The sequence below is a fragment of the Clostridium sp. YIM B02569 genome (assembly GCF_022320765.1).
GTDB classification, from domain to species: domain Bacteria; phylum Bacillota; class Clostridia; order Clostridiales; family Clostridiaceae; genus Clostridium; species Clostridium beijerinckii.
Genome location: NZ_JAKJJX010000004.1, coordinates 266,081 through 280,494, shown reverse-complemented (window position 1 = coordinate 280,494; position 14,414 = coordinate 266,081). Strand labels below are relative to the sequence as shown.

Sequence of the window (14,414 nt, the reverse complement as noted above, 5' to 3'; positions counted from 1 at the left end):
CGTTAGCAGAATTAGATAATTTAGAAGAAAAATGGGGAGACAAATATCTAATAGCAATAAAAAGTTGGAGAAATAATTGGGATGAACTCTCAACATTTTTCAAATACCCACCTGAAATAAGAAAAATAATATATACAACAAATGCAATGGAGAGTTATAACCGCCAACTTAGGAAAGTTACTAAAAGTAAATCAATTTTCCCTAACGATGAGTCATTGCTAAAGATACTTTATCTTGCAACTATTGATATAACAAAGAAATGGACGCAAGGAATTAAGGGCTGGGCGCAAATTTTAGCTCAATTATCAATCTTCTTCGAAGGTCGTTTAGACGAAGTTTTGTTTTAAAAATGCAGGAACTCAACTCACTCAATCTATACATACATAATGTAATAATATTGAATAAATATAAAATTAAGGTTAGAAGTTTTATTCTACCTCCAACCTTATAAAATAAACATATTACTTTTTGAAGTTTACACGAAAGTCTTGACAGACTCTCAGGTACGTTGTGTGTGTCGAAATCAACATAAACAAGATTTTCAGTATCGGAAGCATTACTAATTACATGTGCACCTTCTTTACCTGCTGGAAAAGTTATAATATCGCCCGCCTTAACTGATTTTATCCCGTCAGGTGTTCTAACTGAGCCGACCCCACTAATTATATAGAATACCTCTTCATTTTTTTCGTGATAATGGTAACCGAATGCTTGGTTTCCAGGTGGTACTTCAATAAATGATACTGTACATTGGCTCGCATCAGTCCCAGCGACTACCGGTTTAATGTAAAATTCATTATCATTTTGTTTTCTTTGAATTGCTTCAATTGCATTTAAATTTTTAATAGTAAGTTCTTTCATAGAGAAAGCCTCCTCGATGTAATTAATTGGATATTATCTATCTATGTTTTTATAATACGGTTATATAAACAATCTGTAAAGTAAGCACTTCAAAGTGGTATAGGCACCTAAAGGTAACTATTATATCTATAATCTAAAAAATACTTCCATACAAAATAAATGATTGTACCTGAAGTTTGTTCTGAATTTTTATATAATAGGCTAGTATATTAGCCTTTATTTCTATATATTTATCATATAGATAACATAACTGTAACTTTGACTTATGCGTATAACTCATCGAAATAAATAATATAATTGTGTTCTATATAATTTCAGCTATTTTCAGGATTATGCTCTTCTCCCCAAAATGCCATTAATTCTAAGATAGGTATCAAATTCTTCCCCTTTATAATTTTATCTAATTTGTTTTATCAGTTTCAATAACTATTCTTATTATCTTAATTTCTCTTATAGATAGCCCAACCAATTCACTAATTAATTCATCACTCATACCTTGATCCATGGCTATCTTAGCAACCTCTACTGATTTTTTTAATTCACCTTGCCCAAATCCTTGTTTATAACCATCATCAATTAACATACCACTTAATTCAGTCATATACTTTCCCCTATAATACTAATTAGTTTTAATAGTTTTTCTTATTATCTGTATTTGCTCAATAGATAGTTCTAAAAATGAAGCAATTTGATAACGATGATTAATACAATTAATAATTGATTGTATTAATCTTTCTTTAAATCTTCATCTTTTTCCATATATCAGGTATTTATACTAAGTATTTCGAAAGATTCTCTATATCTCATATAAGCTTAGACAAATTAGAAACTCTCTATATAACAAATTTAATGTAAAATAATAGGCCTAAAATTTATACTCAATGCGGATATAAATATTCAAGCCAATTTGATAAAGTTAGGATCACCCATAAAAACAGATGATCCTGACTATTTTACACCATAATTTTTATCACAAATATATTTTATATTACCATTTCTTTCTAAACCTTGCGAGTACCTATTTTCCTAATCTCTTTAATTTTTCAGCTATTTTTACAACTGAATCAGCAACAGCATTGCAAACTTCTTCATTAAACACGCTTGGAACTATATACTCTTCGTTTAACTCACTATCATTTACCAAGCTTGCAATTCCTTTTGCTGCTGCGATTTTCATTTCATCACATATATCTTTCGCTCTAACACTTAAAGCTCCTTTAAAAATACCTGGAAAAGCTAAAACATTGTTAATTTGATTTGGAAAATCCGATCTTCCTGTTGCTATAACTCTAGCTCCTGCCTTTTTTGCCTCGTCAGGCATTATTTCTGGAATTGGATTTGCCAAAGCAAAAACTATACTATCTTTATTCATACTCTCTATCATTTCTTTAGTTACTGTATTACCATCTGAAACACCAATAAAAACATCAGCATTTCTAATTACATCTTCTAGTTTCCCTTTCTCTAAACTTCTATTAGTAACCATAGCAATTTTTTGTTGTGGTTCATTTAATGTAGTATCACCTTCTACAACTACACCATTTATATCGCATAATATTATATTTTTTACTCCAGCTGAAATTAAAAGTTTAGCAGTTGCAATTCCTGAAGCACCTGCACCATTTATTACAACTTTTATTTTAGCCATATCCTTATCTACTATTTTTAATGCATTGTATAATCCTGCTAAAACTGCAATAGCTGTTCCGTGTTGATCATCATGATATACTGGTATATCAAGCATTTCTTTTAGCTTTTCTTCAATATAAAAGCATTCTGGAGATTTTATATCTTCAAGATGTATTCCACCGAAACCTATTGAAATATTTTTTATTGTATTTATTATGTCATCTGAATCTGTAGAATCTACGCAAATTGGCATTGCATCAACATTTCCAAATCTTTTAAGTAATAGTGACTTACCTTCAACTACCGGAAGTCCTGCTAATGATCCTATATTTCCAAGCCCAAGTACTGCCGTTCCATTTGTAATTACAGCAACAGTTCTACCTTTTATTGTATACTCATATGCATTTTCTTTATCCTTAGCAATTTCTAAACATGGTCCTGATATGCCTGGTGTATAAGCCAGCGCTAAATCATCACCATTTCTTAATGGCATTGTTCCAATGATTTCAACTTTCCCTCTTTTTTCTCGATGTAATTTCAATGATTCTTCCTTTACATTAATACTCATACTATGCTAGTTGAACTATTCATAGTTATAGTTCAACTTCACCTCCTTCTACAATTACATTATAATTATTGCAAATATTATTTTATCTCTACTCTTCTATGGCGCAAACATATTCATCAATAGCTTGTGCTACCATTTTAGATACTCTTACAGCCTCAACGACAGTCTTTGCACCAGTTACTACATCTCCTGATGCAAACACTCCTTTTCTGCTTGTTCTACCAATCTGATCAACCTCTACTAAACCAACATCATTAACATCTATTCCTATTGTGTTTGAAATAATGTTTGAACGCGGTCCTTGTCCAATCGCCAAAATTATTGAATCTGCCTTAAATATATCTTCTGATGATTCTATATACTCAACTTTTTTATATCCAGTTTCATCTACTTTAATTTCCGTTCTTATATACTTAATCCCATCATCAACTATTTCAACAGGTGCTTTATAAAATTCAAATTTGACTCCATCAATTTTCGCGTATTCGACTTCAATATCTTCTGCTTCAATATTTTCTGGACCTTCTCTATACATTATATTAACATCTGTGCATCCATTTCTAAGAGCTGTTCTTGCTACATCCATTGCTACGTTGCCTGCACCTACTATGCATAATCTTTTCCCTAAGTTATAGACTGATGGATTTTTTAAATAATCAATAGCATAATGAACATGTCCAAAAGTTTCACCTTTTATGGCTAAATTTCTAGGTTTCCATACCCCTGTTCCAATAAATATAGCCTTATATCCATCTCTAAATATATCATCAACAGTTATAGCTGAGCCAATTAAGGTGTTTGGTCTAATTTTTATTCCCATGTTTAATAATTTATCTTTTAATTTTAATAAAACAGTTTTGGGTAATCTAAATTCTGGAATTCCATACCATAAAACTCCACCTATATTATCCAGTGCTTCAAAAATGGTTATGTCATAACCTTTAGCCGCAAGCATAATAGCTATAGTAATTCCTGCTGGACCTGCTCCTATTATTGCAACCTTCTTACCAATCTTTTTTATTGTTTTATTAGTATGAAAATTTAAATAATAGTCTGATATATAGTTTTCTATTAAACTTATTTGTACTGGACTTCCTTTTCTTCCCAGAACACAATGTCCCTCGCACTGATTTTCATGCGGACAGACTAGTGAACATATTACTGATAAAGGATTATTTTCGAAAAGTTTTTCTCCACAGTCTATAATGTTTCCATTTAAAAGCATTTCTATAATTTCATTAATAGGAGTGTTAACTGGACAGCCCTCTTTACACGCAGGCTTCTTACAATTTAAGCATCTCTTAGCTTCTTCTATAATAAACTTTCCCATAAATTATTCCTCCAGTACTTTAAATTATTTTACAGTGGTCCTTAAGTGTTATAGATTTAAACAATTGTTTTGAAAAGTTTATTATTTAAATGCTTCTGAATTCATCCCTGCTCTAGCAATATCTTCTGAGACATTTTTAAATTTTTCAAAATTCTTTTCAAAACTTTCTGCTAATTCTAATGCCTTTTTATCGTATTCTTTCGTGTCCTCCCATAAATCTCTAGGATTAAGTATCTCTGAAGGAACATTAGGGCATTCTGATGGTATAAATAGTTTGAATATAGGATGTTCATAGAATTGAACATTCTTAAATTGATCATTAATAACTGCATTAACCATTTCTCTTGTATATGATAAATTAATTCTTTTACCAATACCGTAAGCTCCACCTATCCATCCGGTGTTTATAAGGTATACTTCTGTGTTACATTCATTAATTTTTTCTCCAAGTAATTTAGCATAAGCTACTGGGTTTAAAAGCATAAATGGTTCCCCAAAACAAGCTGAAAATGTAGCTTTTGGTTCTGTTATGCCTCTTTCTGTTCCTGCTACCTTACTTGTATATCCAGACATAAAATGATACATTGCTGATTCTTTTGATAATTTACTTACAGGTGGCATTACTCCTGTTGCATCTGCTGTTAAGAATATAATCTTACTTGGATTATTTCCTGCACCACTCTCTTCAATATTTTCTATGTGATGAAGTGGATATGCTGCTCTTGTATTTTCTGTATATCTGTTATCTTTATAATCAGGTACTCTTTCATCATTTAAAACTACATTCTCAAGGATTGCTCCAAATTTAACAGCACCATATATTTCTTTTTCCTTTTCTTTGTCAAGCCCTATTGCTTTTGCATAACATCCACCTTCAAAGTTAAATACTCCGTTACTGCACCAACCATGTTCATCATCTCCTATAAGCTTTCTTTCAGGATCCGTAGATAGAGTTGTTTTTCCAGTCCCTGATAGACCAAAGAAAACTACTGTTTTTCCGTCTTCTCCTTTATTCGCTGAGCAATGCATAGGTAGTACACCTTTTTGTGGAAGTAAGAAGTTCATGATAGAAAACATAGATTTTTTTATTTCACCTGAATAAGCTGTTCCTCCTATAAGAACAATCTTCTTTGAAAAATTAACTAATACAAATGCTTCCGAATTTATTCCATCTTCAATTCCTTTAGCCTTAAAACCTGGAGCTGAAATTACATTAAACTCTGGAATATGATTAGAAAGTTCTTCTGCAGTTGGTCTAACAAACATTTGATTAGCAAACATAGCTTGATAAGCACATTCGCATACAACTCTTATAGGAAGAGTATATTCTTTTAAAGCACCTACAAATCCATCAAATACAAATAGATCCTTTTCCTTTAAGTATTCTGTTACATCGTTATAGATTTTATCAAATACATTTTCATCTATTGGTAAGTTTATTTCACCCCAATTTATTGTATCTTTTGTAATATCATCTTTTACAATGAATCTATCCTTAGGTGATCTTCCTGTATATTTACCTGTATTTACAACTAAAGCTCCCTTATCTGATAAAACGCCTTCCCCTCTTTTTGTAGCGAATTCTATAAGACTCGGTATGCTAATATTCCTATACACCTTGTTGTAACATCTAATATTTAAATAATCTAAATTTATATTCATTTCAATTTATCCTCCTTGTAATTTACACATTAAATTTATGTTAACTAGAATAATTTTCTTTATTATTGTATTCCAATGATTCTAATGTTTTTTCCAATCTGTATTAAAGATTTAACTTATTAAAAAAATCTTACACAATGATATTTTCTATTTCACAATCAATTAACATAAAACCTGAAAAGATAAAATCAATCTCAGGTTTTATGTTATTTTGAAACTAAATCAATTTAAAATTGATTAATTCATTCTCTTACTACATTAAAAATAGTTTATATAGTATTGTTATAAAGAATACTTTGCACAATAATGCAAATGGATAAGTTGCACCATAACCAGTGGCTGCATCATCACTGCCTATTGCATCAACCGCAGCTCCAAGCCCTGGTGTTGAAGTCATACCACCACATATAGCACCTGCCAATATAACCCAGTTAAGTTTGAATACATATCTTCCAACTACAAATCCCATTAGAATTGATGCTAAAACAACTACCAATCCCATCATAGCTAACCAAACTCCTGATCCACCAAATATATTAATAACATCATATCCATAAGTTAATCCAACTGTTGCCAGGAAGCATACTAATCCAAACTGTCTGATTGCACTTAGTATTTTACCGTCCATTCTAAAGCTAATAGTACCGATTTGACCTACATTACTAAATATAAGAGCACTCATTAATACTCCTCCTGGAGTTCCTAAACTAAAGTGTCCTAATTTTCCTAATGGAATGTTTATCGCACCTAAGAAATATCCAACAAAACAAACTAGCGCAAACGCAACGAGATCAAATCCAACTTCTTTAACAGTTTTTTTCTTTGCTTTTTCACTATCTACAGCTACTTCTTTTTCTAATTCCAAGTCATTTCCTGCAGCACTTTTTATTGATTGTGAAAACGCTTCTTTTTCTTTCTCAACATCTATACGGAATAATTTTGGAATAAGTACTACAGATAATATTATTGAAACTACTCCAAATGGGAATGCTGCTGTAAATCCTGAACTTACATCTGCTTGAGTTGCTTTAACAACTGCACCCTTTTGCTCATCTGTTAGTTCAGTAGTATTTTCTGGAGTTAGCTTTCCAGACTTATCTATCATTTTTAACACTTTATCTTTATCTTCTGTTGACATAGAACTATATGTTGCAACTATTTCGTTTCCATGTTCTTTAGCTGCATCTAGTGACGCTGCAAGCCCTGGTGAACTTGTAAGTGCTCCAGCATATATACCAGATACTTGGTGAGGATTGTATTGTTTATTAGTTGCTAAAAATCCGTAAGTTATTGCGACTCCTGTAAATGTAATTACAAAACCTATAATAATAAGTTTAGCTCCATATTTTTTCAATACACCTTTTAAATCTTTACCGGCTAAAAGTCCTACTGCCGCAATAAATAGAATGAGGAATAAATTAAAAAGATCTGTAGATATAACACCATTAGTTACTAATTGCTGTGCTGTTTTATTAGTTGCACCACTACTAACTATGTTTTTTGCATATGTTAATACTGACCACCCTAATGCTATTCCCGCAAATAAAGCTCCCGAAAAACCAAACTTAAACTGACCAATTTTTATTTTTCCAAATAGAAGTCCTAAAAATACTGATGCAAACAGTAACACAAATGGACTCATTACAAGACTATTAAAATTTATCATGGTAAAATTCCTCCATATACTCTAAATTATTTTTAATATTCGTTCCTTGTATATACATAACCATCCATTATTCTTCGTGCTGTTCTAAGTATTTTTACACTTTCAATCTTTTCACCATTAGATTGAGCAATTGTATCTGTAACACCACCAGGATGACCAATCGTAATTTTATTGCTACCGCCTTGTACTAACTTATTAACTAAAGTTCCTTCAATACTTGCAGCTGCTGTTATACATACTGCGCCTGTTATTGCAAGTGCCTTATGAGGCTTTTGCATTGACATCATTCTAACCACCAAATCCATATCTTCTTCTTTTCTTTCATTTCCACTTAAGTCTACATAATCAGCTGACGCTGATACAATTGTTGACTTTGGTACCGCTGGTGATTTTTTTGTTGCTTCTTCTTTACTTGCAAATCCGCATAGTTCAGCCGCAATAGAACGTATTTCTTCTATTAGCTTTAACTTTTCATCTGTAAAGTCATCGGGCAATTCAGTTCCCTTTAATCCAACATCTTCAGCATTAATAAAAACTAAAGGATTAGCTGCATCAACAATAGAAATACTTATTTTACCTATGGAAGTTTCTATGGAATCAATTACATTGCCTGTAGGTAAAAGCTTCCCTGTGACAGATCCTTCCGGATTGCAAAATCCAAGGTATATTGGCGAACTTGGATTCGGAACCCCCGGAATATACGTTTCACCTTCAGTTTTTGCACAGCCATTTTCAATTTCAACTTCTGAAATTATTAATTTATTTGTATTTGTATTTAATATTCTTACCTCTGCTTTTTCGCCTGTTACTTCTACTAACCCTTCATCTATTGCGAATGGCCCTACTACTGACGAAATATTCCCACAATTTCCTTTAAAATCAACCACTTTATCCGTTAAACTCACTTGAGCAAAAGTATATTCAACATCATACTCTTTGTTATCTGATTTTTTTATTATTGCAACTTTACTTGTTAATGAATTAGCTCCGCCTAAACCATCGATTTGTCTAGCATCTGGGCTTCCCATTACATCTAAAAGAAAATCAGACCATTTTGTTTTATCTTTTGGCATGTCATCATAATGAAATACTGCGGCTTTACTTGTACCGCCTCTCATTATAGCGCATTTAACTTTGTTCATCCTTAATTCTCCTTAAAAATTTATTCTTCTAATTTCTTGCATAAGCATTGAATAAATTGTAAAATTATATTTGAATAATTTATTATGCTTTACTCTTTGAGATGTTATTGAATCACACCACATAATTTTAATAGCATCCCAAAGAGTTTTTATAATTGATGAGTTTTTTTATAATTAATTTTTTTGAATTTTAGTTCAATAATTGTTACAATAACTTCTTAATGAAATTCAATTGTCCTCCAGCTAACAACACTTCTTTTTGTCTATCTGAAAGAGTTGCATAAGCTTTAATTTCAAATCCTTGAGTTTCATTTGCTATAACAAATTCACTTTTATTTACTAATTCCTTAACATTTTTAATGACCAATTTATCATCTTGATTTATTCTGTCGTAATCAGCTGCATCAGTAAATCTTAATGGTAAAATACCATAATTGATTAAGTTATCATGATGAATTCTTGCAAAAGATTTTGCAAGTACTACTTGAATTCCTAAATACATAGGTGCAAGAGCAGCATGTTCTCTACTTGATCCTTGTCCATAGTTTTCTCCTGCTACTATAAATCCACCATTTTCACTTTCTTTTGCCCTTTTAGCAAATGTAGGATCTATTCCGTTAAATACATATTGTGATATAGCTGGAACATTTGATCTAAGTGGAAGAATTTTAGCACCAGCAGGCATAATATCATCAGTTGTAATATTATCTTCTACTTTTATAAGACATGGTGCACTTATTACATCATCTAATTCCCCTCTTAATGGTAATGGTTGAATATTTGGTCCTCTTCTTACAACAACATCTTCTGTATTTTCTACAGGTGCTTCTAGCATTCTGTCATCTACAATACGATCCATTGATTCCTTTATTGATTCTAAAATATTTACATCTACTACATCTTTTGGATCAGTTATTACTCCTGTTATAGCACTAGCTGCTGCAACTTCTGGACTTGCTAAATAAACTTGTGCATCTTTTGTTCCACTTCTACCTCTAAAGTTTCTGTTAGAAGTTCTTAGAGAAACTCCAGCTGATGGTGGTGCTTGTCCAATACCAACACAAGGTCCACATGCACTTTCAAGTACTCTAGCTCCAGAAGCAATTAATTTTTGAAGTATTCCGTCTCTTGCTATCATTTCGAAAACTTGTTTTGAACCTGCTGCTACAGATAGACTTACGTCTGGATGAACGCATTTTCCTTCTAAAATAGCTGCAGCCTTAGCTAAGTCGCTATAGGATGCATTAGTACAACTTCCTATAAATACTTGATGAAGTTTAGTTTTTTCAAGGTCTTTTATTTTAACTACTTTGTCAGGCATGCTAGGCTGAGCTACCATTGGTTCTATTTCAGCAAGGTTTATTTCCATTACTCCGTCATATTCCGCATCTTCATCTGGTAGTAATTCTGCCCAATCTTTTTCTCTTCCTTGAGCTTTCATGAATTCATAAGCTACTTTATCACTTGGGAAAAGCGAAGTTGTTACACCGAGTTCAGCTCCCATGTTAGTTATTGTTTGTCTTTCAGTTATGCTTAATGTTTCCACTCCTGGACCAGTATATTCTAATACTTTTCCAACTCCGCCTTTAACAGTCATAATTCTTAAAATTTCTAAGATAACGTCTTTAGCAGCAACTCCTGGTCTTAACTTTCCTGTTAACTTAACATTAATTACTTGTGGCATTACTAATGGGAATGGTTGTCCTGCCATAGCCATTGCTACGCTCATTCCACCTGCACCTATAGCTATCATGCCTAATGCACCTGATGTAGGTGTATGGCTATCTGAACCTAATAAAGTTTTTCCTGGTGCTGCGAATCTTTCTGTATGAAGTTGATGACATATTCCATTACCTGGTCTTGAGCAATATATTCCATGTTTTTTAGCTATTGTTTGTAAGAATATATGATCATCTGCATTTTCAAAACCTGCTTGTAAGGTATTATGATCAATATAACTTACTGAAACTTCAGTTCTTACTTTTGGTATTCCTAATGCTTCAAAAGCTAAATAAGACATTGTACCTGTAGCATCTTGTGTTAGTGTTTGGTCAATTTTAATAGATATCTCTTCTCCTGCAATCATTTTTCCTTCAACTAAATGTGATTGTAGAATTTTTCTAGTTATATTTTGTTTCACTGTTTTATACCTGCCTTTCTATAAAGTGAAATATTTATATTCATAATTGTATACCTGTATACAATTGATGGAGTGGCATAATTTTTAAGTATTAAAAGTTGCTTATATATAATTCTTCATAATCAATTAATTCATATATTTTATATAATAATTCACTTACTGAATGATTTCTGCTTCTTCCACATGTTTTTGCACTATTGTTACACAACAAACACTTTCTTGAATGTAAGCCTATTCCACTTCTGCTAACTTGTTCTCCATTTACATTAATTACATCAAAGTCAAATAATCTTCCTAATTTATGATTTTCTTCAATTGATGTAGTTACTCTTTTTACACGCCATTGGTCTGCATCCACAACTAAGAATGCTTCATCACCATCAGCAGTAATCTGAACTATTTTATGAAGTAACTTTATATTTTGCTTTTCCAATTCTTCTTCTAATAATTCGATACCATTCTCATGAATCTTAGTAAAAGTTGGATTATGTTTTTCTACTCCCGGAATATTTAATGTAAAAGAAATCAAAGTATTTTTATAAATATTAATCAATTCCCTTTGCATTTCTGCTCGTTTCTCTCTTGCATTAAGTATTTCTTCAATTACTTGTTCTTTCTTGTTCATTATCAATTCCCCTTTTTTATCTATTTTACTTGCTTGATAACGTCAATAATTGTTCCATCTCTGTATTCTACTATTCCAACAATTTTATCGCCATATTCGATTGGTTTTGCTTTTCCCGTAACGCTTTCTGCTTTCTCTTTTAATTCTTCTATAGTAAATACAGGTAATTTTGCTTTTTTAAATCTTTCAATTAAATCTTGTCTTAAAGGATTTACCGCTATTCCTCTATCAGTAACTACAACATCTATTGTTTCTCCTGGAGTTATTACTGTATTAACCTTATCTACTATTGTAGGTATTCTTCCTCTTATTAATGGACATACTATCATAGCAAGTTTTGCACCTGCTGCAGTATCACAATGTCCACCTGAAGCACCTCTTATTACTCCATCTGACCCTGTAATTACGTTAACATTAAAATCAGTATCTACTTCTAAAGCACTTAACATAACTATATCAAGCTTATTAACGGCACAACCTTTATTATGAGGATTAGCATAGAACGATGCACTTATTTCATAATGGTTTGGATTTTCCCCTATTGATTTTGCTGCTGTTAAATCAAAACTTTGAGTGTCGAATAATTTTCCAATTAATCCTTCTTCTAACATTTCCACAAATTGTCCTGTAATTCCACCTAATGCAAAACTAGCTTTAATATCCTTTTCAATCATCTTTTCTCTTATGAATCTTGCAACTGCTAGTGAAGCACCACCTGTACCACATTGCATAGAGAAACCTGGCTTAAAATAACCTGAAGCTTCAATTGCTGATGCTGCATATTTTGCGATTAATAATTCTCTTGGATTTTTAGTATATCTTGTAGCTCCTGATACTATTCCCTTTGGATCACCGATTGACTCTACTTTAACTACATAATCTACATCAGTCTGAATAATACTTGCTGGTACATTTGGATATCCAACTAAATTATCTGTGATAAGGACAACTTTATCTGCATGTTCTGCATCTACCTTTGCATACCCTAATGAACCACAGAACGATTCTCCACTATATCCATTTGCATTACCATATTCATCACAGCAAGGTGCACCTAAAAATGCAACATCAATTTGTGAATCTCCTGCTTCTATGGCTCTAGCTCTACCACCATGTGAACGAATTATGATTGGTGTGTCTAAAATTCCCTTTGATATAGCTTCAGCCAAAGGTCCTCTAACACCACTTGTAATTATTTTAGTAACCACACCATTTTTTATGTGGTCAATTACTGGCTCGTGCACTCCATTTAGTGAGCTTGATGCTAAAGTTAAATTTTTTATTCCAAGCTTTGCTACAGCATCTAGAACCATATTTAAAATATAGTCACCTTCTCTAAAGTGATGGTGGAAAGATACTGTCATACCATCTTTAAGTCCTGTTTCAATAACAGCTCTTTCAATACTATCTAATAATTTACTGCTTCCTGGCATTACTTGAGATATTTTACGTCCAAATTTACGTTTTATAGGTTCAAAACTAAATGGTCCATTGTAAGGATTTAATTCTCCAATTCCTTCTATATATTCTGGTACTTCTCTTCCGATTATATTTTTAGGCAATTTCATCCCCTCCTTCATTTACATATACACCTGCTGCTTCTGCTAGCATAAGAGCTCTTTGTGCTCTTTCTATTATCGGCTTATCTACCATTTTTCCATCTAAAGATACTACCCCTGAGCCTCTCTTTTTAGCTTCTTCTGCTGCTTTTATTACTCTAATAGATTTATCTATTTCCTTTTGTGATGGCGTATATATATCATGAACAGGCCCTATTTGTCTAGGATTTATTACTGATTTTCCATCGAATCCCAATTGCCTAATTAATTTAACTTCATTTGCAAAACCTTCTTCATTGTTTACATCTGAGTACACTGTATCAAAAGCATATATTCCTGCTGCTCTTGCTGCAAGTATTATTTGACTTCTTCCAGCTAAAAGTTCTATTCCTTCTGGAGAACGAGTAGTCTTAAGATCGGTTACATAATCTTCAGCACCTATTGCAATCCCCATTAGTCTTTTACTTGCTCTAGCTATTTCATATGCATTTAATACTCCTAATGCTCCTTCAACAGCAGCCATCATCTTTGTTTTTCCTACTGGGATTCCCGCTTCTTTTTCTATTCTTGCTATTTCATTTTCTACATCTATAATATCTTGAGCAGATTCTGTCTTTGGAAGTCTAATAACATCAGGCTGTGCTCTAACTATAGCCTCTAAATCTTCCATTCCAAATGGCGTTTCTAATCCATTTATTCTTACTACTGTTTCTACTCCTTCATAATCTATATTTTTTAATGCATTATATACTAAAAATCTAGCAGCATCCTTTTCATTTAGTGACACAGAATCCTCTAAATCAAACATTATTGAATCTGCCCCATATATATGTCCATCTTTAATCATTCCCGGATTATTTCCTGGTATATACATCATGGTTCTTCTTAGCTTGTACATTATTTTTCGCCTCCCCATTTGAAGTTAGTCTCCTCTGCTGCTCTTAGGGCTGCAGTCTGCACTCTTGATCTTATAACACAATCTAATGCGCCTTTATCATTTGCCTTAATAATAGCGCTATCCACTTTAAGCTCTTTCAGTGTATCGATTATAACCTTCTTAATCTGTTCACCAAATTGTTTTTCTACAGAGCTTTGTAATTTAATAGATACTTCCTTTTCTGGGTTTGGTTCAATTACTATTGTAATATCACTAGATTCCAGAGTTCCTGCCATGGCAGTGTTTTTTATTTCCATAACTCTTCCTCCTATATTGAATTATAGTTATTTTAAAA

At 32.2% G+C, this 14,414-nt stretch carries 13 protein-coding genes; 1 reads left to right on the top strand and 12 read right to left on the bottom strand.

Annotated features, from left to right (window positions below; all coding sequences use genetic code 11):
* Nucleotides 1-347: transposase (locus L3B96_RS05650; protein ID WP_238859187.1), on the top strand; the 347-nt coding region annotated here is incomplete at its 5' end.
* Here L3B96_RS05650 and L3B96_RS05645 read toward each other — a convergent pair.
* The 12 genes from L3B96_RS05645 to citD all read right to left on the bottom strand — a co-directional run bounded on the left by L3B96_RS05645 (nt 274) and on the right by citD (nt 14,376).
* Nucleotides 274-861: a cupin domain-containing protein gene (locus L3B96_RS05645; protein ID WP_238859185.1), complete on the bottom strand. Its 588-nt coding sequence runs from the start codon at nt 859-861 to the stop codon at nt 274-276. The two genes, L3B96_RS05650 and L3B96_RS05645, sit on opposite strands and share 74 nt — an antisense overlap.
* A 400-nt stretch (nt 862-1,261) precedes the next feature.
* Entirely contained in the window at nt 1,262-1,462 is a 201-nt protein-coding gene (locus tag L3B96_RS05640; RefSeq protein WP_238859176.1) for a hypothetical protein, read from the bottom strand.
* 417 nt (nt 1,463-1,879) lie between these two features.
* A complete protein-coding gene (locus L3B96_RS05635; RefSeq protein WP_238859174.1) occupies nt 1,880-3,058 on the bottom strand; it encodes a malic enzyme-like NAD(P)-binding protein in 1,179 nt (392 codons plus the stop codon).
* Nucleotides 3,059-3,146: 88 nt separating this feature from the next.
* The gene (locus L3B96_RS05630; protein WP_238859172.1) at nt 3,147-4,388 is read right to left on the bottom strand and encodes an NAD(P)-dependent oxidoreductase; all 1,242 of its coding nucleotides are present in this window, start codon (nt 4,386-4,388) and stop codon (nt 3,147-3,149) included.
* 81 nt (nt 4,389-4,469) lie between these two features.
* Complete coding sequence (pckA, locus tag L3B96_RS05625; RefSeq protein ID WP_238859170.1) at nt 4,470-6,050, bottom strand: phosphoenolpyruvate carboxykinase (ATP); 1,581 nt, start codon at nt 6,048-6,050, stop codon at nt 4,470-4,472.
* Nucleotides 6,051-6,303: 253 nt separating this feature from the next.
* Entirely contained in the window at nt 6,304-7,716 is a 1,413-nt protein-coding gene (locus tag L3B96_RS05620) for a hypothetical protein (RefSeq protein ID WP_238859168.1), read from the bottom strand.
* 32 nt (nt 7,717-7,748) lie between these two features.
* Nucleotides 7,749-8,858, bottom strand: coding sequence for a PrpF domain-containing protein (locus tag L3B96_RS05615; RefSeq protein ID WP_238859166.1), 1,110 nt, complete (start codon nt 8,856-8,858; stop codon nt 7,749-7,751).
* Nucleotides 8,859-9,063: 205 nt separating this feature from the next.
* Complete coding sequence (locus tag L3B96_RS05610) at nt 9,064-10,998, bottom strand: aconitate hydratase (RefSeq protein ID WP_343073058.1); 1,935 nt, start codon at nt 10,996-10,998, stop codon at nt 9,064-9,066.
* 91 nt (nt 10,999-11,089) lie between these two features.
* Nucleotides 11,090-11,623, bottom strand: a complete 534-nt coding sequence (gene citX / locus L3B96_RS05605) for a citrate lyase holo-[acyl-carrier protein] synthase (RefSeq protein ID WP_238859165.1) — start codon at nt 11,621-11,623, stop codon at nt 11,090-11,092.
* 20 nt (nt 11,624-11,643) lie between these two features.
* A complete protein-coding gene (gene citF / locus L3B96_RS05600) occupies nt 11,644-13,185 on the bottom strand; it encodes a citrate lyase subunit alpha (protein WP_238859163.1) in 1,542 nt (513 codons plus the stop codon).
* A complete protein-coding gene (gene citE, locus L3B96_RS05595; protein ID WP_238859161.1) occupies nt 13,178-14,080 on the bottom strand; it encodes a citrate (pro-3S)-lyase subunit beta in 903 nt (300 codons plus the stop codon). Before citE ends, citF begins: the two co-directional genes overlap by 8 nt.
* Nucleotides 14,080-14,376, bottom strand: coding sequence for a citrate lyase acyl carrier protein (gene citD, locus L3B96_RS05590; protein WP_077830924.1), 297 nt, complete (start codon nt 14,374-14,376; stop codon nt 14,080-14,082). The genes citE and citD overlap by 1 nt, the downstream gene beginning before the upstream one ends.
* Nucleotides 14,377-14,414: the final 38 nt, after the last annotated feature.